This is a genomic window from Pseudomonadota bacterium (assembly GCA_039714795.1).
Lineage (GTDB): Bacteria > Pseudomonadota > Alphaproteobacteria > JAGOMX01 > JAGOMX01 > JBDLIP01.
Genome location: JBDLIP010000001.1, coordinates 24389 through 47328 on the forward strand (window position 1 = coordinate 24389; position 22940 = coordinate 47328).

General features: G+C 44.9%; 20 protein-coding genes. 14 read left to right on the top strand and 6 right to left on the bottom strand.

Features of this window, described 5'->3' with window-relative positions:
• Positions 1-86 precede the first annotated feature (86 nt).
• The 3 genes from ABFQ95_00125 to recA all read right to left on the bottom strand — a co-directional run bounded on the left by ABFQ95_00125 (position 87) and on the right by recA (position 4737).
• A complete protein-coding gene (locus ABFQ95_00125) occupies positions 87-536 on the bottom strand; it encodes a hypothetical protein (protein MEN8235947.1) in 450 nt (149 codons plus the stop codon).
• Between the two features lie 475 nt (positions 537-1011).
• Entirely contained in the window at positions 1012-3669 is a 2658-nt protein-coding gene (gene alaS, locus ABFQ95_00130) for an alanine--tRNA ligase (GenBank protein ID MEN8235948.1), read from the bottom strand.
• Positions 3670-3696: 27 nt separating this feature from the next.
• Positions 3697-4737 carry a recombinase RecA gene (gene recA, locus ABFQ95_00135; protein ID MEN8235949.1) on the bottom strand — a complete coding sequence of 347 codons (1041 nt, stop codon included), beginning with the start codon at positions 4735-4737 and terminating at the stop codon, positions 3697-3699.
• Positions 4738-4957: 220 nt separating this feature from the next.
• On the opposite strand from recA, the gene atpH reads away from it, so the two are divergent.
• Genes atpH through atpC form a run of 5 tightly spaced genes read left to right on the top strand, consistent with a single transcriptional unit; the run spans position 4958 to position 9833 of the window.
• Positions 4958-5506, top strand: coding sequence for an ATP synthase F1 subunit delta (atpH, locus tag ABFQ95_00140; GenBank protein MEN8235950.1), 549 nt, complete (start codon positions 4958-4960; stop codon positions 5504-5506).
• A complete protein-coding gene (gene atpA, locus ABFQ95_00145; GenBank protein ID MEN8235951.1) occupies positions 5507-7036 on the top strand; it encodes a F0F1 ATP synthase subunit alpha in 1530 nt (509 codons plus the stop codon).
• A 29-nt stretch (positions 7037-7065) separates the two neighbouring features.
• Complete coding sequence (locus ABFQ95_00150) at positions 7066-7968, top strand: F0F1 ATP synthase subunit gamma (protein MEN8235952.1); 903 nt, start codon at positions 7066-7068, stop codon at positions 7966-7968.
• A gap of 15 nt (positions 7969-7983) precedes the next feature.
• Positions 7984-9411: a F0F1 ATP synthase subunit beta gene (atpD, locus tag ABFQ95_00155; protein MEN8235953.1), complete on the top strand. Its 1428-nt coding sequence runs from the start codon at positions 7984-7986 to the stop codon at positions 9409-9411.
• A 5-nt stretch (positions 9412-9416) separates the two neighbouring features.
• On the top strand, positions 9417-9833 hold the full coding sequence (atpC, locus tag ABFQ95_00160) for an ATP synthase F1 subunit epsilon (protein MEN8235954.1): 417 nt from the start codon (positions 9417-9419) through the stop codon (positions 9831-9833).
• 206 nt (positions 9834-10039) lie between these two features.
• On the opposite strand, the gene ABFQ95_00165 is transcribed toward atpC, so the two are convergent.
• Together ABFQ95_00165 and ABFQ95_00170 are read right to left on the bottom strand one after the other, a co-directional pair.
• Positions 10040-10804: a slipin family protein gene (locus ABFQ95_00165; GenBank protein ID MEN8235955.1), complete on the bottom strand. Its 765-nt coding sequence runs from the start codon at positions 10802-10804 to the stop codon at positions 10040-10042.
• Complete coding sequence (locus ABFQ95_00170; protein ID MEN8235956.1) at positions 10801-12348, bottom strand: nodulation protein NfeD; 1548 nt, start codon at positions 12346-12348, stop codon at positions 10801-10803. The genes ABFQ95_00165 and ABFQ95_00170 overlap by 4 nt, the downstream gene beginning before the upstream one ends.
• Positions 12349-12402: 54 nt before the next feature.
• Between ABFQ95_00170 and coaE the strand changes: the two genes are divergently transcribed.
• Together coaE and dnaQ are read left to right on the top strand one after the other, a co-directional pair.
• Positions 12403-12984, top strand: coding sequence for a dephospho-CoA kinase (coaE, locus tag ABFQ95_00175; protein MEN8235957.1), 582 nt, complete (start codon positions 12403-12405; stop codon positions 12982-12984).
• A gap of 2 nt (positions 12985-12986) precedes the next feature.
• Positions 12987-13679 (top strand): DNA polymerase III subunit epsilon, encoded by a 693-nt coding sequence (gene dnaQ / locus ABFQ95_00180; GenBank protein MEN8235958.1) that lies wholly within the window; start codon positions 12987-12989, stop codon positions 13677-13679.
• 125 nt (positions 13680-13804) lie between these two features.
• Here the strand turns inward: dnaQ and secB are convergent, their stop codons facing one another.
• Positions 13805-14347 (bottom strand): protein-export chaperone SecB, encoded by a 543-nt coding sequence (secB, locus tag ABFQ95_00185; protein MEN8235959.1) that lies wholly within the window; start codon positions 14345-14347, stop codon positions 13805-13807.
• 166 nt (positions 14348-14513) lie between these two features.
• Here secB and ABFQ95_00190 point away from each other — a divergent pair, with 166 nt between their 5' ends.
• From ABFQ95_00190 to ABFQ95_00220, 7 genes are all read left to right on the top strand, one after another.
• Positions 14514-15149, top strand: a complete 636-nt coding sequence (locus tag ABFQ95_00190; protein MEN8235960.1) for a Tim44/TimA family putative adaptor protein — start codon at positions 14514-14516, stop codon at positions 15147-15149.
• On the top strand, positions 15139-16179 hold the full coding sequence (locus tag ABFQ95_00195; GenBank protein ID MEN8235961.1) for an MltA domain-containing protein: 1041 nt from the start codon (positions 15139-15141) through the stop codon (positions 16177-16179). The genes ABFQ95_00190 and ABFQ95_00195 overlap by 11 nt, the downstream gene beginning before the upstream one ends.
• A complete protein-coding gene (locus ABFQ95_00200; GenBank protein ID MEN8235962.1) occupies positions 16169-16657 on the top strand; it encodes a Smr/MutS family protein in 489 nt (162 codons plus the stop codon). Before ABFQ95_00195 ends, ABFQ95_00200 begins: the two co-directional genes overlap by 11 nt.
• Positions 16658-16952: 295 nt before the next feature.
• On the top strand, positions 16953-17888 hold the full coding sequence (locus tag ABFQ95_00205) for a LysR family transcriptional regulator (protein MEN8235963.1): 936 nt from the start codon (positions 16953-16955) through the stop codon (positions 17886-17888).
• Positions 17878-19632 (top strand): MFS transporter, encoded by a 1755-nt coding sequence (locus ABFQ95_00210; GenBank protein MEN8235964.1) that lies wholly within the window; start codon positions 17878-17880, stop codon positions 19630-19632. Before ABFQ95_00205 ends, ABFQ95_00210 begins: the two co-directional genes overlap by 11 nt.
• An 82-nt stretch (positions 19633-19714) precedes the next feature.
• Complete coding sequence (locus ABFQ95_00215; protein ID MEN8235965.1) at positions 19715-20947, top strand: dicarboxylate/amino acid:cation symporter; 1233 nt, start codon at positions 19715-19717, stop codon at positions 20945-20947.
• 262 nt (positions 20948-21209) lie between these two features.
• Positions 21210-22940 (top strand): VCBS domain-containing protein (locus tag ABFQ95_00220; protein ID MEN8235966.1); only part of this gene is annotated, 1731 nt, incomplete at its 3' end.

Genomic DNA, 22940 nt, shown 5'->3' on the forward strand with positions numbered 1-22940 from the left:
TACTTGTAAAATTCAAAATCGTTTGGTAACAAAAACGTATATTTTTGAACCACGCATAAAATTGGAAGTTGTTTCGCTCACATTACTTAGTTATAGTGAGTATTGCTGTGGTTGATGTTGAAGGCGGTGCCATCTTTAACAAATCCCTGTTCCAATTTTGGAACTGGAGCTTCATCTAACCGCCGGATGTTACCATAAAAAGGAGTGATGACAATTTCGGCACTGATGGTGTGAGGGCACTTGCTATGAGGGCATTGGTGACAGGATCCATAACGAACGTACTCCAGCTGACCTTCGATAAAAACCCCATCCCTTTTTTTGAGGTGCAAGTCAATATACTCTCTGGCCATAAAGTCGGTAACTGTAACCGTGTGCCGCCGGCATCTGATGTAGGTAAACCCGGTGGGCTCTTCACCAAAATCCCGGGTGATCACACTGAGAATGGTTTGAGCGTGGGTGGTTTTATCCCCCAAAGTATAGGGTGCAGCATCAATATAGCCAAGAAGGGTTACTCGGTTGATTGAGTTTGTTTGCATGGGAAATTCCTTTTTGTTTTACGTCGCTTGAGTTTATGAAATACCTCAGAGCATTCTTGCCAAGGCATAAACGCGCGACAACCCACCACTGCAAAAAGAACAGGTGTCTTTTTTCTGACACAATTCTCCATCTCGCCGACCCACCAATGACCAACACAAAGTAGGCTGTTGATCTACAGGGCCCCAAAACAAAGGGGATCTGCATAAAATGGTGGTGCCGGGGGTAGGGATGAGATAGAGTAGCGTCAGCCACGGTGTCGATCTCCTATGATCACATTGCGGTTAGCGGTAACGTGAGTGTTGTTCTCACTCGGTTGCCGCGCTCATTTTTGATGCTACTCCGGTTGGGTGGCAAAAGCAACCCCCTATTTGTCAAAGTTGCTCAGTGAAAATGGGCTACCTACGGATCGCCATCCCGGACTTGATCTGGGACAGGATCCAATTATTTTTTTGCACTTAAACAATTGTCCCAGGCTTATTTGCGCAAAGCTGCAATCACTGCCGCAACAGCCGCTTCAATCTTACTGGCATCCATGCCACCGGCCTGGGCAAAGTCAGCGCGTCCGCCACCACCTTTACCGCCCAGCACTTTAGAAGCTATTCGCACCAAAACCACAGCATCAAAGCGATCCACAAGGTCTGATGTGACACCTGCAACAATTCCTACTTTTCCATCATTTTCGGTTGTGATCATCACAATACCAGAACCTAAATCTTTCTTGATTTGGTCAACACTGGAGCGCAGGTCTTTGCTGGCCATATCCTTAACATGACGATGCAAAAATTTGACGCCATCAATGTCTTGTATTGTATCCGATTTGCTATCGCCGCCAGTTGCCAGAGTTTGCTTGAGGCTTCTGATCTGTTGCTCAAATGCTTTGCGCTCTTGTATCAGAGTCTCAACTCGCTCCAGTAATTGCCGCGGCGCCACTTTGAGCTCAGCTGCTGTTTGCTGTAGCAATTCTTCGCGATCATTTATGTAATCAATTGCTGCCTGGCCTGTCAAAGCTTCAATGCGCCTGATTCCTGACGCAATGCTGGTTTCATTGATGATTTTGAATGTGCCGATATCGCCGGTACGGCGCACATGCGTGCCGCCACACAGCTCCATTGAATAGGTTTGCTCGCCTGTGTCTTGCCCCATGGAAACCACTCGAACCTGGGTGTCATACTTTTCACCAAACAGGGCCATGGCTCCCATTTCTTGTGCTTGGTCAGGCGACATCAAACGTGTGTCCACGCCTGTATTATCTCGAACTCGCTTGTTGACTTCATCTTCAATGCTTCTTTTTTCATCCGTTGTAAGCGGGCGTTGGAAGCTAAAATCAAAGCGCAAGCGATCCGGTGCCACGAGCGATCCTTTTTGGATCACCTGTTCACCGAGTTGTTTCCTTAAAGCTGCATGCAGTAAGTGCGTGGCCGAGTGATTGGCTCGCAGCCGATCTCTGCGGTTGATGTCAACGTGCATGGTGACGACATCGTCTATAGCGATACTGCCGTTGGTGACCTTGGCAATATGCGCGTGCAGGCGTCCAAATTTTTGCACACAATCTTCAATTTCAACCACAGCACCTTGCTCGGTTTCGAATACCCCGGTGTCACCCATCTGCCCGCCAGATTCGGCGTAGAAAGGGGTTTGATTGGCCAGCAGTATTAGGCGATCTCCAACCTGGGCGCTTTTAACTTCCTCACCTTCTTTGATGAGGGCAATCACATTACCCTCTGCTGAAACACAGTCATAGCCAAGAAATTCTGTCGAACCTAAACGCTCATGCAGGTCAAACCAAATTTTTTCTTGTTCTTGTGCACCAGAACCAGACCAAGCAGCCCGAGCTTCTTCGCGTTGACGGGTCATGGATTTGTCAAAACCTTCCAGGTCAACTTGGCGTCCCTGATTTTTGAGAACATCCTGAGTCAAATCTAGCGGAAAACCATAGGTATCATATAATTTGAAAGCAACTGACCCGGGAAGTTCGGCATCTGACGAGAGTTTTTCGGTGGCTTCCTGCAAAAGCTTAAGGCCTCGCCCCAGGGTTTGCCGGAATTTTTCCTCCTCAAGTTGTAATAGCTCTTTGATGAGGGCTTCAGCGCGAGTTAGCCCTGGATAAGCCGTTCCCATTTTGCTAATCAACACGGGAACCAGTTGCCACATCAAAGGCTGCTTAGTCCCTAACAAATAGGCATGACGCATGGCCCGACGCATAATACGGCGCAGCACATAACCTCGTCCCTCATTCGAGGGCATAACGCCGTCAGCAATGAGGAAACTTGCAGCACGTAAATGGTCTGCAATAACCCGATGCGACACAGCATGTTGCCCCTTGGCAGTTTGCCCACTGCATTCGACGCTGGCGTGAATCAGTGCCTGAAATAGATCTATGTCGTAGTTGTCATGCACACCTTGCAGGACAGTTGCTAGACGCTCAAGGCTCATCCCAGTATCAATTGAAGGCTTTGGCAAATTCACACGCCTTCCTGGAGTATCATCCACCCCAGCAAGCTGTTCGTATTGCATAAAAACCAGGTTCCAGATCTCAACAAAACGGTCACCGTCTTCATCTGGACTTCCGGGGGGACCGCCGGGAATGTCTTCGCCGTGATCGTAGAAAATTTCTGTACAAGGACCACAAGGGCCAGTATCACCCATCGACCAAAAGTTATCACTGGTGGCAATGCGGATGATGCGATCATCGGAAAAACCGGCAATCTTTTTCCAAAAACGGGCTGCTTCTTCATCTTCAGCGTATACTGATACCAGCAAACGATCTTTGGCAATTCCGAGTTCCTTATCAAACAGATCCCAAGCCAATTTGATAGCTTGCTCTTTGAAATAGTCGCCAAAGGAAAAATTACCCAGCATTTCAAAAAATGTGTGGTGTCTTGCTGTACGCCCAACATTTTCTAAATCATTGTGTTTGCCACCGGCACGAACACATTTTTGACTTGATGCAGCCCGGGTATATTCCCGCTTCTCTTTGCCAGTAAAGACATTTTTAAACGGCACCATTCCAGCATTGACAAACAACAGAGTTGGATCCTGGTAGGGCACCAAAGGCGCCGACGCCACAACCGTGTGATCGTAGCGGGCAAAATAATCCAGAAAGAGGGAACGGATATCGGAAGTTGTCTGCATTGGCTCTTATACTTTAGCTCTTACACTTTAGGCCACCTCAGCTGGAGGATGTTCCTCCTTCTTTGTTTTTGCTGGTTTTTTACTTTCAACCAATCCTGATTTTTGCCGAATTGTTTCTTCAATGGTGGCGGCAATCTCAGGGTTTTCTGCCAGAAATGTGCGAACACTTTCCTTACCCTGACCGATGCGTTGGCCGTTGAACGCGTACCATGAACCTGATTTTTCGACAGCTTCGCAGGCCACACCCAAATCAATCAACTCACCGAGTTTTGAAATGCCTTTGCCGTACATGATATCAAATTCTACCACTTTGAAAGGAGGGGCAACTTTGTTTTTGACGACTTTAATTCGAGTCTGGTTGCCAGTCACTGCATCGCGATCTTTAATAGCTCCAATGCGCCGGATGTCCAAGCGAACCGATGAGTAAAATTTGAGTGCATTCCCGCCCGTTGTTGTTTCAGGATTCCCAAACATCACACCAATTTTCTGGCGAATTTGGTTGATAAAAATCACTGTGCATTGGGTTTTTGAGATAGATCCAGCAAGCTTACGCAATGCTTGACTCATCAAGCGAGCTTGAAGCCCCATGTGTGAATCACCCATTTCACCTTCAATTTCAGCTTTAGGGACAAGGGCTGCAACGCTGTCGATCACCAGGATATCAACGCCGCCGGAACGCACAAGGGTGTCGGTAATTTCAAGTGCTTGTTCTCCAGTGTCAGGCTGAGAAATAAGCAAATCATCAATGCTGACACCCAGCTTTGTGGCGTAGGTAGAGTCTAAAGCGTGTTCGGCATCAACAAAGGCAGCCACTCCACCTAACTTCTGGGCTTCGGCAACAATATGCAGTGCCAAGGTGGTTTTACCTGAGCTTTCTGGTCCATAGACCTCAATAATACGGCCTCTGGGAACGCCTCCTACACCTAGGGCAATGTCCAGACCCAGTGATCCTGTAGGGATGGTTTCTATCTCCACGTTTTCTTGTTGGCCCAACTTCATAATTGAACCCTTACCAAAAGCCTTTTCAATTTGGCTGAGCGCTGCGTCTAATGCCTTTTGTCGATCCATGATGTCTTTAACCCTTTAAAAAAATTCAATCACCTTCTCCTTCAGTTATTCCACAGCTTAGACCACAATGCAATCTACAATGCAGGGCAAGGTGTATGCATAATTTAAAGGGTGGTTTTTGGGGGAATTGATCGCTCCTGCGATCTTGCGCTACAACTCACGTCCGTGCTATAAATTATGGAGTATTTATGCAAATTCACAATAGACGGATCCCGCGCACGTGCGAGCACAAACTGCCATTGCTAGACGATACGCCAAAGCCCTGTTTGAAACAGCGCTGGAGGCAGATGCACTACAAGAGGTCGACCTGGATTTGATTCACCTGCATGAGCTGATTGAGGGCTCTCCGGACCTACGGCATTTTCTCTATTCCAAAGTGGTTTCTACTGATTCCTTGGAAAAAATTGTAGCAGAGCTTTGCAATAAATTGTCCTGTCACAAGGTGACAAAAGGATTTTTAGGCTTGTTAGCGCAAAAGCGACGCCTTGAGCATTTGGCAGGGGTTTTTGTCCGTTATCCGCAACTGTTAGCGCTACAGCGCAAGGAAATGACCGCGCAAGCTATTACCGCCGTTGAGATGAACCAAGACCAGCAAAATAAACTTAAGCAGGTTCTGGAAGCTCGCACTGGTTTTCAGGTGGCGGTGATTAATGAAATTGATCCTGAAATTCTAGGGGGCATGGTTTTACGCCTGGGTGGTTTTGAAGCAGACTCCTCCCTTAAAACGCAATTACACAACTTAAGACTTTCACTTCAAGAGGTTAGATAAATGAAACTGCGCGCAGCAGAAATTTCTTCAGTTTTAAAAAAGCACATTGTCGATTTTGACACCAAGGCCAAGCTATCTGAGGTTGGCCATGTTTTGGAAGTTGGTGATGGAATCGCTCGTGCTTATGGTCTTAACCAGGTCCAAGCTGGCGAAATGGTTGAATTTTCTGATGGCACTAAGGGTATGGCGCTTAACCTTGAAGTCGACAATGTTGGTATCGTGATCTTTGGTGAAGATCGCAACATCAAAGAAGGGGACTTAGTTAAACGGACAGAGCGCATTGTTGAAGTGCCCGTTGGTAAAGAGTTACTGGGTCGTGTGGTTGATGGACTCGGTAATCCTATTGATGAGCGAGGCCCGATTAAAACCAAAGCCATGTCTCGGGTTGAACTTAAGGCTCCTGGTATCATTGCACGTGAATCAGTCAGTGAACCAATGCAAACTGGAATTAAAGCCATTGATGCGTTAGTGCCTGTTGGTCGCGGCCAGCGCGAATTGATTATTGGCGACCGGCAAACGGGTAAGACTGCTATTGCTATCGATGCAATTCTAAATCAAAAGAAAATTAATGAAGGCAAAGATGAAAGCGAAAAACTTTACTGTGTCTACGTTGCCATCGGCCAAAAACAATCAACCGTTGCCCAAATTGTCAAAACCTTGGAAGAGCACGGAGCCATGGACTACACCATTGTGGTTTCAGCAACGGCAGCTCAACCAGCCCCGTTGCAGTTTTTAGCTCCCTACACAGGGTGCACCATGGGTGAATATTTCCGTGATAATGGCATGCACGCTTTAATCATTTATGATGATCTTTCAAAGCAAGCAGCAGCCTACCGGCAGATGTCGTTATTGTTGCGTCGCCCACCCGGTCGTGAGGCGTATCCGGGTGATGTTTTTTATTTGCACTCACGTTTGCTTGAGCGTGCATCCAAGTTGAATAAGGAAAGTGGAGGAGGATCACTGACTGCCCTGCCAATTATCGAAACGCAAGCAGGAGATGTCTCTGCCTATATTCCCACCAACGTGATTTCCATTACCGATGGACAGATTTTTCTTGAAACAGATTTGTTCTACAAGGGAATACGTCCTGCAATTTCTGTGGGACTGTCAGTGAGTCGTGTGGGATCGGCTGCGCAATCAAAGGCTATGAAAAAGGTTGCAGGGACAATCAAACTTGAGCTGGCGCAGTACCGTGAGATGGCGGCATTTGCCCAGTTTGCATCTGATCTGGACAAGGCCACCCAGCAATTGCTGGCACGAGGTGAGCGGCTAACAACACTACTGAAGCAACCGCAATACGTTCCCTATCCAGCAGAAGAGCAGATCGTCAGCATATTTGCAGGAGTTAAAGGGTATTTGGATAAAGTTGATCTGACTGATATTCGGCGGTTTGAAAGTGATCTGCTAGCAACGGTTCGAAGAGACCATGCAGATTTGCTGACTCGTATCCGGACACAAAAAGATTTGACTCCAGAAATTGAAAAGGAGCTGACTCAGGTGTTAGAGCGGTTTGTTAGTCTGTATGCCTAAACATATGAGATTAGGAGCCCTTTAGCCTTATGTCTAGCTTGAAAGAAATTCGTAACCGGCGCAATAGCGTGCAGTCGACCCAGAAAATTACGGCGGCGATGAAGATGATTGCCGCTGCCAAGTTGCGAAAATCTCAAGCACAGGTTCATGCCTCAAGGCCTTATTCGATCCTCATGGGCCAGATGTTGGGCCAGTTGGTTGAAAAGGGGCGAACCTTTGAAGAGTCTCCCAAACTTTTGGTGGGAACGGGCAAAGAGCACCGGCATATTGTGGTACTTGTGACTGCTGATCGTGGTTTGTGTGGCAGTTTTAATGCCAATATCGCTCGGCGGTGCGCTGAATATTTACGAATATTAGAACTAGAAAATGCTTTTTTTGAGATCGTTTGCATTGGCCGCAAGGGACGAGATTTATTGAAAAGCGCTGGCTTTGGCCAACAGATTTTCCAAAGCTTTGCCAACGTTGACAAGCCCTCTTTCATTCACGCCAAGCGAGTAGCAAAATCATTGTTGGAGCGCTTTGAGCACGGCGGATTTGACGTGTGCACAATTTTCTATAATCGTTTCGTTTCTGCTATTTCACAAGAAATTACTTCACACCGTTTGATTCCCTATTCACCCATTACCAGTTTAGAACCTATTGAGGAGCAAGAAGAAGAGGACATATTAGCTCTGGCCTCGCTTTATGAGTATGAGCCTTCAGAAAAACAAGTGTTGACTGATTTACTTCCGAAGAATTTTGCAGTACAGATTTTCCAAGCGTTGCTTGAAAATGCGGCTAGTGAACATGGCGCACGGATGGCGGCGATGGACTCAGCAACCCGCAATGCGCAAGATATGATTAAGGGATTGAATTTAACCTACAACCGTACGCGCCAAGCAGTGGTGACACGAGAATTGATTGAAATTATTTCAGGGGCTGAAGCCCTGTAACGAAGAGGAAAACGAATGGCAGGTTCTAATATAGGTACAATTTCACAAGTCATCGGTGCTGTGGTCGATGTGGCGTTTCCCAAAAAATTACCCTTGATTTTGAATGCATTGCATACAGAATTAAATGGCAAAACACTGGTACTTGAAGTTGCAAAGCACTTAGGCGAGAATGAAGTGCGAGCCATTGCCATGGACTCCACTGACGGAATGGTCCGAGGCCAAGAAGTGGTGGACACAGGCAGCCCTATTCAGGTTCCTGTTGGCCCAGAGACACTGGGTCGGATCATGAATGTGATTGGTGAATCAATAGATGAACGGGGTCCTATAACAACCAAAGCTAAAGCACCGATTCACCGATCGGCCCCTACGTTTACCGATCAATCAACAGAAACAGAGATCTTGGTGACTGGGATTAAGGTGGTTGATCTTTTGGCTCCCTACCCTAAGGGCGGAAAGATCGGCTTGTTTGGAGGAGCTGGTGTCGGAAAAACCGTTATCATTATGGAGCTTATTAACAATATTGCCAAAGCCCACGGCGGGTATTCTGTGTTTGCTGGTGTAGGAGAGAGAACCCGTGAAGGAAATGATCTATATCGGGAAATGATTGAATCAGGTGTCATTGACCTTGAGGGCAAAGAATCAAAGGCAGCCTTAGTATACGGGCAGATGAATGAACCTCCGGGTGCGCGTGCACGTGTAGCCTTGACGGGATTGACTGCCGCAGAATATTTCCGTGATCAAGAAGGCCAAGACGTATTGTTGTTTATCGATAATATCTTTCGGTTTACCCAAGCGGGATCGGAGGTATCAGCCCTGTTGGGCCGGATTCCTTCTGCTGTTGGTTATCAACCAACCCTAGCGACCGAAATGGGAACATTACAAGAGCGGATCACCACCACAAGCAAGGGATCTATTACCAGTGTGCAGGCAATCTACGTCCCAGCTGATGATTTAACAGATCCAGCCCCGGCAACTTCGTTTGCTCACTTGGATGCCACAACAGTACTCAGCCGGCAGATTGCCGAATTAGGCATTTATCCGGCGGTGGATCCACTAGATTCAACTTCAAGAATTTTAAACCCAGCTATTGTTGACCCAGATCACTATCAAGTTGCTCGTGAGGTACAGCGGGTTTTACAGACCTATAAATCCCTGCAAGATATTATCGCAATTTTAGGAATTGATGAATTGAGCGAAGAGGATAAGCTGACGGTGGCTCGTGCACGTAAGATTCAACGCTTTTTATCACAGCCTTTCCATGTGGCAGAAGTCTTTACCGGAAAGCCTGGGGTATTTGTTGAACTGCGCGATACTATCGCTGGCTTTAAAGCCATTATAGAGGGACAGCTAGATGAACTGCCAGAAATGGCGTTTTACATGGTGGGAACACTCGAAGAAGCCAAAAAGCGAGCTGAAGATCTCGCAAAAGAACAGGCAGCTTAGATCCCATGAGTTTGCTGCGCTTTCAACTGGTCTCTCCTGAAAAAATGCTGTACGCAGATGATGTTTCTATGGTGACCATTCCAGCCAGTAAAGGGGAGATGGGAATTCTTCCAAACCATGCCCCAATGGTTGTAACCCTAATCCCTGGAATTATCAATATTTATCAAGAGCATACGATTGAAGAAAAGATTTTCATTGGTGGTGGCTTTGCTAACATCAACGAAAAGGGATGCCAGGTGATGGCGGATGAGGGTATCCATGTAGCCGACATCTACCCGGAAGAAGTCGAAGCACATATTGAAGAAGTAATGCATGACTTGGAAGCAGACCAAGAAGAAGATGTGCGATTGTCCTTGGAAGAACACTTGTCGATTGAACGTGCCAAGATGGAACTATGGAAAAAACTGAAGAAAGGGAATTGAGGTCAACGGCAGCAAAACTTAAGTGAAAAAGGATTGCCCCTACCACGGCCGCCATATATATACCCGTGCTGAATGAAACTGTTGAGTTTTATGATAACAAAAAGCGCGCAGTTTACATGGGTAAATGAGCATTTTGAGTGTGTCAGAAAACCAACAGTTTCATTCAGCTTCAGTATATGACAGCCACGGCGTGTAGTTACCACACACTACTTTCCCTTATCTGGGCTAGAGAAAAAACCCTTCAACAACTCAATGGGCAATGGGAAAACAATGGTTGAGTTCTTTTCACCAGCGATATCATGCAGGGCACTGAGATAACGCAATTGCATAGCCTGAGGAACAGTGGATAAAATCTTAGCAGCATCTTTCAATTGATCTGCCGCCTGTAGCTCACCCTGGGCGTTAATGATTTTGGCACGCCGGACACGTTCGGCTTCAGCCTGTTTGGCAATAGCGCGAATCATACTTTCGTCCAAATCGATATGCTTGATTTCAACGACCGAGACCTTGATGCCCCAGGCATCGGTTTGTTCATCCAATAACTTTTGAATGTCATCGTTAAGCTTATCGCGCTCTGCAAGCATTTCGTCCAATTCATGCTGGCCTAAAACAGAGCGCAGCGTTGTTTGTGCAAGCTGACTGGTGGCATATTGGAAATCTTGAACTTGAATGATAGCTTTTTCTGGATCCATCACTCGGTAATAAACAACTGCATTCACTTTCACCGAAACGTTATCGCGCGAAATCACATCTTGGGTAGGCACATCTAGCACCATAGTGCGCAAATCAACCCGAACGATTTGTTGCAAAACCGGAATGACGATGATCAGTCCAGGTCCTTTTACTTTCCAAAAACGACCCAACATAAAGATAACGCCCCGTTCATACTCACGCAGAACATTGACCGAATGAATCAAGATTCCCAAGATCACAAACGCTATGACGGCGTAGGTATATATATCTAAAATCATTGTTTTTTCTCCTCCTTCTTTATCTTTATCTTCAAAGGCTCAACTTTGAGTATAAGCCCTTTGATCGAAACCACCTGCACTTGTTTGATATCTGCCGCAAGCGTTTGATCAGACTCGGCCGCCCAACGCTCTCCCATCACGTGGATGCGCCCTACGGTTCCCTTCCATTCGATCACATTTCCAACACTGCCAATCATGCGGCGCATACCGCTTACAATAGGACGTTTTTGTGATCGTACCACTAAGGTTAGCACAGAAATAAAGATAAGTCCCGTCGTGCCCCCAAGGGCTGCAATCACTTGCCAGGACACACCAAAACCAGGAATATCTGTATCCAACAACATAATAGCACCCACAATGAAGGCGATCAGTCCTCCAATACCTAAAATCCCAAATGAAGGAATAAAGGCCTCAGCCACCATAAAGGCTATGCCTAAAATGATTAGACCCAAACCTGCATAATTGACTGGCAACACGTGAAATGCAAAAAGAGCTAGCAGGAGGCAAATGGCTCCCACTACCCCAGGCACCACAGTTCCGGGATGCGTAAATTCAAAGATCAAACCATAAAACCCAATCAGCAGCAGGATATAAGCCACATAGGGATTGGTAATGACTGCCAATAATTGTGTGCGCCAGTCTGGCTCAATTGGCTTAAGACTGAGGTCTTTTGAGTCAATTTTGCGATATTGATCCAGTACTTTTACCCGGCGCCCATGAGATTTTTTCAGGACTTCAGAGAGGTCCTTGGCGATGAAATCAATCACATTTTCCTTAAGGGCTTGATTGGCCGGTAAACTGGCGGCCTCCAATACTGCTTTCTTTGCCCATTTTTTGTTGCGCCCATGCAGTTCGGCTAAACCTTCCATAAAGGCGACAGCATCACTGACAGCTTTGTCCGCCATGGTTGGCTTTGGGGATTTGAGCTTTTCATCCCCGCCTTCCTTTGGGGTGGGCAAAGGACCTCCACCTCCAATCTGAACAGGCGTTGCAGCACCTAAAGTCGTTGCCGGCGCCATAGCAGCAATATGAGATGCATATAAAATATAGGTGCCTGCACTAGCTGCTCGGGCTCCAGATGGTGAGACATAAGATGCCACAGGAATAGGTGAATCTAAGATATCTTTAATAATAGATCGCATCGAGGCATCCAATCCCCCAGGTGTGTCTACCTTAAGGATAATCATGGCGGCACGGTCAAGGCGTGCCTTTTCAAATCCACGATGAATATAATCGCTGGTGGCTGGACCAATGGGTCCTTTGATATCTAAGACAACAGCCATCTTATTCGGTTGAACCAAGTTTGAACTCAAAACTGGTATGATATAAAGGCTTGAAAGTGCCAACAAAAACATCCCGACTAGGAAATAATCTCTCTGATTTCGATTGGAAAGTTTCATGAATTTAGGCCTTTTGATTGTGTCCTCCATTACAGCATGGATGTGGTAAAGGGAAGGTAAATTTACAGTTTTTCTCTCTATGCTAAAGCTGAATTGTTGGTTTTCTGATAGCTCGAAGTGCTCATTGACACTTGTAAACTGCATGTTTCTCGCTATCATCAAACTAGAGGTTTTGATTTCACGAGAGTATAGAACACCATGCAGGTTATAGGACTCACCGGATCCATTGGCACAGGCAAGTCGGCTGTTGCCACAATGCTAAAGGACAAAGGTATTCCTGTGCATGACGCCGATGCGACTGTCCACCAATTACTCGAATCCGATGCAGCAACTATCCAACAACTTGAAAAGTACTTTCCCGAAGCTATAGAAAGCCAACAGGTGAATAGAAAGGCCTTGCGAAAAATTGCACTCGGTGACCTTAAAAAAATGAAAATTCTTGAAGGGATTTTACACCCTAAAGTTAAAACCTCGCAACAGGAGTTCCTGGCAAAACATCGAGAACGACAAATACCGTTGGTGGTCCTGGAGATTCCCCTCCTCTATGAGAAAGGCTACCAAAGGCTTTGTGACTATGTCATAGTTGTCACTTGCTCTGCAAAGGCTCAACAACAACGCTTGTACAAGCGCCCAAACTTGACACATTCTGAAATCGATGCAATCTTGTCCTTGCAATGGTCAAGTGAAAAGAAAGTTTCTCTTGCTGACTATGTGATAAACACAACGGGCCCAAAATCTAACACGCTCGAGCAGCTTGAAAAAATCATGAAAGGAATCTAACAATGTCACGACAAGTCGTTCTGGACACAGAAACAACAGGTCTTAGCCCCAAAGACGGACATCGTATTGTTGAGATCGGTTGCTTGGAAACAATCAATCGTATTCCCACTGGCAAAACCTTTCATGTGTACATCAATCCCAAACGCGACATGCCACAAGGCGCTTATGATGTCCACGGACTTTCGATAGACTTTCTAGAGAAACATCCGCCATTTGAGGATATCGTCAGTGATTTTTTGAGCTTCGTTCAAGATACACCATTGGTGATCCATAATGTTCCTTTTGATATGAAATTTATTAATCACGAACTACAAATATTGGGACACCCAACGATTCCCGCTAACCGGACAATTTGTACTCTAAAAATGGCACGTAAGAAATTTCCGGGATCTCCTGCAAGCCTTGATGCCTTGTGTAAGCGTTTTAAGGTAGATAATACGGGCAGACAAAAACACGGAGCATTAATCGATGCTGAACTCCTCGCCAAAGTTTACATTGAGCTTACTGGAGGACGTCAGACCAGTATGGACTTCGGCGCAGCAGCAAACCAAAGCACAGCGCAACAAGCCCCAACACCGCAAAATCGGACGTTAAGAGCCTCTAGGAACTTTCGACCAAAGCAAGAAGAGCTGACGAAGCATCGCCAGCTCTTAAGCGGATTAAAAAATCCAATTTGGAACAAGTTTACTAATTAGCCCCGCGAGAAATGAAGACCTCTAGTTTAATGATAGCTGCCAGCTTGCAGTTTACTTGGGTAAATGAGCACTTCGAGCGTATCAGGAAAGAGGTTTTGATTTCACTTCAGTATAGCCCTATTAAATTAGCCTTGGGCCGCCTGTTGCTGCATTTGCTGAACTTGTTGGCGATAAATCGCAGCAAAATCAACTGGGGACAGGGCAAGAGGCGGAAAACCACCATCGCGGGTCACATCAGCAACAATATTGCGTGCAAATGGGAACAGCAAACGTGGGCATTCGATCAGTAGAATTGGTGGGATGTTCTGATCTTCGATACCTGTCAATGTGAAAACACCAGAATAAGTTAGATCCATAACAAAAACCTTCTCTGTTTCTGTTTCTGACTTACTGGCATTGGCGATAATGTGCAAGGACACTTCATACTGAGTCTCTTGCAATTTGTTTGCACTCACTTCAATGTTTAGATTAATCGAAGGCGCAGTCCTTTCTTTACCCATGGACTGCAAAGGTCCAGAAGTTTCAAAAGAAAGATCCTTGATGAACTGAGCATTAACAGCTACAGGCAAAACAGGAATTTGTCCTGCAGTTTGGTCTGCCTGTGCCTTTGTTGTTGTTTTAGTATTTTTTTTAGATGTGGTGTTCTTAGGTGTTGTCTTCTTAGCCATTGTTTCTCTCCTCAAATTATGGTTATCATCCTACCATGGTGGAATGGTACACGATATGCCGCGCGTTGGCTATATCTCTTTATAGTTGCACTCTTCCCGTGATGTGCTTAAATAGTAAGAGAAGAACCTTACTTTTTCGTTGAGCAAATAAATAAAGTTATAACACATGAACACACATTTCGATCTGATACTACTGGCAGCACTGGCTGGTTTTTTAATCTTTAGGCTTTTCAGTATACTGGGAAAATACAATCACCCCACTGACAAACCATTGGCAAAGGATAATGCTGACCGCGCCCAGAATAAAATGATGCAGGATATTCCTACTGCACGAAAGCAAGTTGATAGAAATACACAAACATACACAGACAACCTTAGAAAACTCCAGCAAGCCGATTCCCAGTTTAGCGAGCAGAGCTTCTTGCAAGGGGCGTACATCGCATATGAATCGCTTTTTGCAGCTCTTCGTGACGCTGATCAAAAGACCATAAAGTCGTTGTGCAGTCCAAAAATGCAACAAGTCTACCAAGACATGCTGGCCACACGTCATTCACGCCAATGGATTAGCAAGAACGAATTGCTACGCATCCTTTCTGCATATATCAGAGATATCCACCTCAGTGGCAAAACAGCAAAAATTACGGTTGAGTTTAAAGCAGAACAAGTTTTAGAAACTCGAGACGTTAAAAACCGCCTCGTCGAAGGAGACCCTGACCAAATCGAAATTATCGAGGAATGCTGGACTTTTTCCCGGACCATGTCCTCAAAAAACCTAAACTGGCGGCTGGTAGATGTCACGTAATGCTCCAGCGCAAAATCTCAATTTACAACCAATTGAATGGCAGGACCTAACTGGCTGGCAGCAGGACCCTTTACTGGATATTTGGCCTGGTATCGTTGAATCGATGCAATGGTCAAATCATGCCATTGAGAATCCCAATACCATCAATGCAAATGATACTCATGCCATACGCACATATCTAGAAACATACTTTCAGCCCCATCGCATCAATTTGGATTACCCCACACCAGGGCTCTTTACCGGCTACTTTGAACCTGAGTTCCAGGCTTCCTATCATCAAACTGACGTTTTTTCTGTTCCTATATATCGTAGACCAAAAAATCTGATTTTGATTGAGGACCTTGGGATCTTTCGCGATGAGTTTACTGGAACCCGAATTGCAGGTAGACAAATCGGGGGCGATTTACAACCCTATTTTACTCGCAAAGAGATTGACTTGGGCGCACTTGTCGGCCAAGGTCTTGAAATTGCTTGGTTGCAAAATCCCATTGACGCCTTTTTCATGAGCGTACAAGGATCAGGTCGCATTCAGTTTGCAGATGGAAAAACCATGGTCCTCACTTACGACGCTGCCAATGGCTTCCCCTACACGGCAATTGGCCAAGTGCTCATTCAGCAAGGTAAGATACCCAAAGGGGCGGTAACTATGCAAAGTATTTACCAATGGTTTGCAGAGCATCCTGACCAGATCAATGAAATTCTCTGGCACAACCAGTCATATATCTTTTTTCGTGAGATTGAGGAAGGATATCAGATTGGAGCCTCTGGCATGCAATTAATCCCTGAAAGAAGCTTAGCTATTGACCCTGCATTTATTCCCTTTGGAACGCTGTTGTGGGTTGATATCGAAAATCCTCACCATAGGAAACAGAGATGGCAAAAACTCATGCTTGCCCAAGATAAAGGAAGTGCAATCAAGGGCCCAGTCCGAGGTGATGTTTATTGGGGGAAAGGAGCTGCTGCTGGCAAAATAGCCGGGCAGATGCAATCAATCGGAAGCTATGATGTGGTGTTGCCCCGTGAAAAATAACAAACACCCCTCCCCTTCTGAAACTGATTTGGACCTATGGCAGCGCTTTGTAAAAGGGGTTGCACCAATACCTAGGGCATACACCACCGTGACTATCAAAACTCAAAAGTCGCAACCGACCAAACCATCAAAGCTTCCAGCTTTTCAGCTGCAAAAGTGCCGCCGCCCGAAAAAGGGCGAAGTTCGCGTCGAAGCGACTCTTGATTTACACGGATTGACTCAAGAGCAAGCGCATCAAAGCATCAACTCGTTTTTACAAACTGCCCATTACACACGCAAGCGTTGCGTTTTGATCGTTACTGGCAAGGGTGCTGTTGATCCTGAAGATCGATCCTGGTGGGAAGAGCGAGGGGTACTACGCACCATCGTCCCCCATTGGCTTGAATCCGGAATAAACCGAGATCGTGTGCGGTCATATTCTGTTGCACACCTCAAGCACGGCGGTCAGGGAGCCCTTTATGTTTTCTTAACCCATTGAGCATTGAGTGAGACAAATATACTCTCGTGAAATCAAAACCTCTAGTTTAATGATAGCTGCCAGCTTGCAGTTTACTTGGGTAAATGAGCACTTCGAGCGTATCAGGAGACAGAGGTTTTGATTTCACTTCGGTATATGCCCAAACCTGTGGCTTTCTTACCTATTTACATAAATTAATCTAAAAATTTTCTAATCATTTGGTGACAAATGATATCGAAATACGCTAGATATACTCTCGTGAAATCAGTATGCTCGGTTGCAGGCTGAATAATAAGCTAACGTAAGAGGAGGTTTTATGCGTATTAGATCCCTAAAAACAATCATCGCTCTTGGAGAGAACAACGGTGATTTCAGCATATACAAGATACTTGGAATCCCACGCTCAAGTATGTGGGCCCATATTGATGAAATTGAACGTGACACAGGACTGACTCTGGTTAACAGGAAAAAACAAAATACCACGTTAACTGACGATGGGTGGGATTTCATTCCATACGCAAAAAAGATATGCCGTGTGCTGGATGAGGGAGTGCACACTATTAAAGGACCAGAGCAAACAATTGGTCTCGGTGAGGTTTTTATCTCGACGACAGAGGCAGTTTGTGCCAGCTGGCTGATGCCAAGTATCAAGGCATTTCACGCCCAACACCCCAGACTGAAAGTACATATCATCGCCAACAATGAATTTAATAAAGAAACGGCAAAAATTGTTGATATTCTACTTAGACCTGTAGGAGATCTAGAGAAATTCGATAAAAAGTGGTTTATCTCTTACCATCATGCCCTATTTGCTAGTAAAAAATACTTGAACAAAGCCGGCACACCAGAAACACCCGAAGATCTTATACGCCATAGCATTATAGGTTACGGAGAGCATAAATTCAGTTATTTTGATGAAGTAAACTGGCATCTGAAAGGTAATAAATACGGACTTCCCAAGTTAACCCCAACTCTTACAGTAAATTCTACTAAATCGATTTTTTTAGCAGCGCAAGAAGGGATAGGAATATGCTCAGCCCCCATTGAATCAAACACATTTTATAAGTCAAAGTTGCAACGAGTTTTGCCGCAGATCGAAGGTCCGCGAGTTGACACATATTTTTGCATGAGACGTAATGCAAGTGAAGCAAAAAGGAGAAACATGGATATCTTCAACAAGTTTTTTAAGAATTACATGAATAAAATAAAAGTAGTCATACATGAAAATAAATTAATGACAAATGCTGCGTAAGAATTTAAATTATTTCATCTATGTTGCACATTTTCTTGAATGTTTCAACAATGTACTTTATGGCTTTTTTGCTGTTATGCTAGCTCCAGTTTTTTTCTCTACAAATGTACAGATCGCCTCTTTTGGCGCCTTTGCAGCTGGCTTTTTTGCTCGCCCAATTGGAGCGATCCTGTTTGGAATGCTGGGAGATAAATATGGTCGAAGACTTCCTCTTATCTACAGCATGACCTTGATTGGAATTCCAACCATTTTGATTGGGCTTATCCCTGATTATCATGGGATTGGCATCCTAGCTCCCTGCATATTGATTGTTTGCAGAACATTACAAGGATTTTTTAATGGAGGGGAGTTTGCCGGCATCACCCTTTTAATCGCAGAAAGTGAAAATAAAATAAACATGGGAGCAAGAGCCGGCCTTTTGGTTGCAGCAGGAGTCTTTGGCGCTGTTTTTGCTGCCCTCATCGGAGCAATCGCAGCTTTAGATATCCTGCCTACGGGAATCTGGAGATTACCTTTTATCCTGGGAGGCCTTGCAAGCCTATCCTTTGTTTTTGCCACAAAACACTTTCAAGAAACAAAAGCATTCAATAAACATCAGCAACAAACTTCCAACACACTCCCTTCTCCATGGCGCACTCTTATAGATCAATACAAACTTTCCCTTGTATGTGCTATCCTTTTGAGTGGTTTTACCCTTGTTCCCATCTACCTTGCCACAATCTTTGGCAACCAGATATTTAAGGATCTAGGATATACCCATTCTGAAAGTATGACCTTAAACGCTATTGCAATGGCTATCGATGGTTTGGCAATGATTTTATTCGGAAAACTGTCTGATAAAATCGGTTTTCACAGACAAATTACTTTGGCCCTGAGCCTTGCTATGATTGTGGCATTTCCAGCCTTTTATAGCATCAGTATGGAAAAATCGACACTTTTTCACGCGTTTTTATTTATCATACCTCTTGTGCTCACAGGAGGTATGGCGACGAGTTGTGCCTTCATTCATATATCAAGATTATTCCCTGTCAATTGCCGGTATTCAGCCCTTGCCTTTAGTGTCACTCTAGGTCAAGCGGTCTTTGGTGGCACAACCCCAATGATCGCTGCCTATATGGTTGAAATCTGGGAGACAAAATTGGCCCCTGCTCTAGGGTTGATCGTTCTTTCAGCATTTGCCTTACTTGCCCTTGAGCTAACGAAACGACAAAGGCAACGAATCCAAAGCAAAGTACAGAAAGGGCAATACTTTGAAAACAAAATCCCTGCCACCACCGTAGCTGGTTTTATGGTAGCAGTAGCGTGCATGTTGGCACCACCTGTATCAGCAAAGTTGCCTCTGCCACGTTTTGTCTCCCTGCGCGCGAATCAAGCAAATGTCCGGGTCGGACCTGGAAGGCAGTATCCCATACAATGGGTTTTAGTGCGCCGACACTTACCACTTGAAATCATCGCTGAGTTTGATACATGGCGCAAAGTCAAAGATCCAGAGGGAGAAGTTATGGGCTGGATTCATCAAGGTCTCTTATCCGGCCTTAGAACAGCAGTGGTTCTTGATGGAGAGCAAACCGTTTATCGAAAACCTGCATTGGAATCCTTTGCTGTAGCAAAACTCGAGCCTGGAGTGATTACCAAGATTCTCAAGTGCCGACAAGGGTGGTGCAGAGTCCAGGTGGATTCTATCGATGGGTGGATAGAGCCTAAATATTTGTGGGGAGTTTATCCGGCAGAAACGATCAAATAGTTGGCCATTTATGTTATGAGTGACTATATTTGATAAGTAGAATCTCGTACAGGGGTATTTTTAAATAAATCAGGATCGAACATTGACTCTTTCAAAGAATTTTTTAACTTCGACGCATTTTTTGATTTTTGTAGCCCTTGGGATGGGTATTGCTGCTGGTCTAATGGGAGGTGAGGCAACCCATGCGGTTTGTGAAAATATTTCGACCATATACATCAATTTTTTAAAACTGGTGAGTACACCGCTTATTTTTCTCTCCATCTGCTCGACCTTGAGTGGAATTTCAGGGTTTAGGGAAGTGCGTACTTTAGGAACGCGTGTGATGAGCTACACTGTTGTCACCACACTGATAGCAGCAGCTATTGGTTTGCTACTATTTTTACTTATTCATCCCGTTTTGCCCGTAGGAGTAGGAAATGTGCCTGAGAGTGTGGCAATTCCTGCCCAAGCAAGCTACCAAAGTTTTTTAATGGGTTTGTTTCCCTCTAATTTTGTAGAAGCCTTTCTCAAAAATAACGTCATTGCGATTATGCTGATTGCTTTTTTGACGGGGTTTGCCACTTTGGCGCTCGAAGGCGAGCAGAGAATATTTCTTAAAAATCTTTTCTCCAGCTTGTTCGATGTTGTCATCAAAATGACAGAATACATTCTCAAATTTATCCCACTGGCAGTATTTGCCTTTGTTGCCCTCTTTGTCAAAGATCAAGTTGAGGGATTCGAACTTGGTGCTCTAGGGGCATATTTTATCACGATTTTAAGTGCGAACTTGATTCAAGCAGCCATTGTATTGCCGCTCCTGTTGAAACTCAAAGGGTATTCGCCGCTAAGGGTTATGAAAGGCTATATGCCGGCACTGACTCTGGCCTTTTTCTCGAAATCATCCAATGCCGCATTGCCGACCACACTGCGTTGCGCTCAACAAAATTTAGGGGTTTCAAAACGCGTGTCAAACTTTAGCTTGCCTCTTTGTGTGACCTGTAACATGAATGCCTGCGCTGCATTTATTTTAATCACGGTTTTGTTCGTCGCCACCAGCAATGGCATGACATTTTCGGCCACAGAACTTCTGGCCTGGATTTTCTTAGCCACTCTTGCTGCCATTGGCAACGCAGGCGTTCCCATGGGATGCTATTTTCTGGCAACGGCTTTTCTCACAGCCTTGGATGTTCCTTTAAATATTATGGGACTTATTTTACCGCTATATGCTTTTTTGGATATGGTAGAAACAGCGGTAAATGTTTGGTCGGATGGTGTAATTACCGTGGTGGCTGAAAAGGATTTGCAAAGTGAAAGACCTGTGCTAAAGGCGGCGTAACCATTTGGTTTATCCCCCCAATGACACTAACTTAACCTGAGTTTTGGATAAGGGAAGAATTTGCTTATCCTCCACGGGCCGTCATCCTGAATCGCAATTTGTCCATCGTGACAATTATATTTAATCAAAAAGAAATATCAATATTTTATTTTTACTCAAATTAACAAACAATTAACTGTTAAATGATTTAATTAATATTAGTTATAGTAGTATTTACTACTTATTTGTTTAACTATTGTTTGATTAATAAAAGGAGATAGTCATGGCTAAGAAAATCACAGGTGATACAGAACTTACTGATATGGAAGGAACAACTGTTGACAGCGGGAGTGAGACAACGAGCACTGATACAAGTAGTGAGGAGCTTTTACTGCAATCGAGCAAAAAAGTCGGTGGCGGTAAGCCAGGAGATGATGGCGGAGGTTCAGATGGCGGATCTGGTGACGATCCAGAACCCAATTGGTCCCCGTACCATGGTGTAGCCGAAGGCAATATGCCTACTTCACAATTTGTTGCGCACGGTGATGACTGTAATGTCAATATTGTAGCAAAAGATAATGGTGATGGAACAGTTACGTTCCATTTTAGTATAGATTTTCCAGATGGTCAGACTGGAGATCTGCGCGGAGTCTTTTTGGATTTTCCTGGTGCAGATGATGGCGAGACAAGTACTTTTCCAGATGGACTTAAGGTGGTCTCAGGTAGTTTTGTAGCAAAAGGCTTACCCCCCCAAGCAAATGGAGCAAAAAACGTCGATGAAGATGGCAACACATTGATAACAGATGATCCCTCTTTTGTGTCAGATGAGGAAAACGTACTTTCTGTTGGTCAAGGTGAAGATGGTGCTAACATACATGGTGATTTTATGGGGGATGCTGAATCTCCTAATGACCCGTTTGATTTTGGAGTGGCTATTGGAACCCAAGGTATTGCCAAAGATGATGTTCAAGAGGTTTGGTTTACCGTAATGGCAGATGACGATCTGCACCTTTCGAGTTTTAGCAACGTTGAATTCGGATTTAGAGTGAATTCAGTTGGTGCAATAGATGACCCTGAAGGCAGAGAAGATTCTAAGAAAATTCTTGAGATAAACAGACCACCTGAGCTTGAAAAACCAGATGTAAAGTGGGTTACCGAGCCGATGGAAGGCAGTGGCATGGGTGATTATGCGCCCATTATTGATGGCAATCTTTTGGAAAATTCATCTGATCCAGATACTGCAATAGAAAATCTGTTCATTGTGAGCGTTTCCGGCGTGATGGATGGCGGTGCCGGAGATCTAGACATGATGGCCAATGGCTATATTGTTGTTATGGACTCTGAAGGACTAGGCACGCTTACGGTCAAGACGATGTCTATTGATATGCCCATGGATCCTGAAGATTTCAGTGGTTACTATGAATATGATCTGGATGAAGCTGCTGCGAATCACCTGCCTGCGGGTGCTGAAGTAATGGTCAATTTTGAATGGTCTGCATCTGATGGTATGACAGAGGTTGCCTCTGGTACAGATAAGGGACTGATGATTACAATTCATGGGGCGAATGATCAATTTGACCTAGTACCCAATGTAGAGATTCATTTGACAGATATCATGAACACGCCAGAGCAGCAAGGACAGGGCACTCAAGACCAGTGGGGCGTCGGCAATATACTAGAAGGGATTGAGGATCCTGATGACGGAGACATGGTCTACATTATTAAAGCCGATGGTCAACTTCCAGATGATTACGGTAACTTTACGATGACAACCGACAGTGGAGCTTTAACTGTCATCATCAATCAAGATGGAACTTATACGTGGGAAATTAAAGGAGATCTAGCAGATCCATTGGGTCCACATGACTTTGAAGGGATTTGGAAGAAATTAACAATTTCCGATCGACCAGCGGATCATTATCCAGAGAAACCTGAAGATGCTGCCAAGATGCAGGATGTGGACTTCCATATTAAGCTGAAAGGTACTAATGATGGGTTTGATGAAGTTCCTGAC

Bases quoted from the DNA above. Each gene is read 5' to 3' on its own strand.
- ABFQ95_00125 (MEN8235947.1), bottom strand. From the start codon at position 536: ATGCAAACAAACTCAATCAACCGAGTAACCCTTCTTGGCTATATTGAT.
- alaS (MEN8235948.1), bottom strand. From the start codon at position 3,669: ATGCAGACAACTTCCGATATCCGTTCCCTCTTTCTGGATTATTTTGCC.
- recA (MEN8235949.1), bottom strand. From the start codon at position 4,737: ATGGATCGACAAAAGGCATTAGACGCAGCGCTCAGCCAAATTGAAAAG.
- atpA (MEN8235951.1), top strand. From the start codon at position 5,507: ATGAAACTGCGCGCAGCAGAAATTTCTTCAGTTTTAAAAAAGCACATT.
- ABFQ95_00150 (MEN8235952.1), top strand. From the start codon at position 7,066: ATGTCTAGCTTGAAAGAAATTCGTAACCGGCGCAATAGCGTGCAGTCG.
- atpD (MEN8235953.1), top strand. From the start codon at position 7,984: ATGGCAGGTTCTAATATAGGTACAATTTCACAAGTCATCGGTGCTGTG.
- atpC (MEN8235954.1), top strand. From the start codon at position 9,417: ATGAGTTTGCTGCGCTTTCAACTGGTCTCTCCTGAAAAAATGCTGTAC.
- ABFQ95_00165 (MEN8235955.1), bottom strand. From the start codon at position 10,804: ATGATTTTAGATATATATACCTACGCCGTCATAGCGTTTGTGATCTTG.
- ABFQ95_00170 (MEN8235956.1), bottom strand. From the start codon at position 12,348: ATGCAGTTTACAAGTGTCAATGAGCACTTCGAGCTATCAGAAAACCAA.
- coaE (MEN8235957.1), top strand. From the start codon at position 12,403: ATGCAGGTTATAGGACTCACCGGATCCATTGGCACAGGCAAGTCGGCT.
- dnaQ (MEN8235958.1), top strand. From the start codon at position 12,987: ATGTCACGACAAGTCGTTCTGGACACAGAAACAACAGGTCTTAGCCCC.
- secB (MEN8235959.1), bottom strand. From the start codon at position 14,347: ATGGCTAAGAAGACAACACCTAAGAACACCACATCTAAAAAAAATACT.
- ABFQ95_00190 (MEN8235960.1), top strand. From the start codon at position 14,514: ATGAACACACATTTCGATCTGATACTACTGGCAGCACTGGCTGGTTTT.
- ABFQ95_00195 (MEN8235961.1), top strand. From the start codon at position 15,139: ATGTCACGTAATGCTCCAGCGCAAAATCTCAATTTACAACCAATTGAA.
- ABFQ95_00205 (MEN8235963.1), top strand. From the start codon at position 16,953: ATGCGTATTAGATCCCTAAAAACAATCATCGCTCTTGGAGAGAACAAC.
- ABFQ95_00210 (MEN8235964.1), top strand. From the start codon at position 17,878: ATGCTGCGTAAGAATTTAAATTATTTCATCTATGTTGCACATTTTCTT.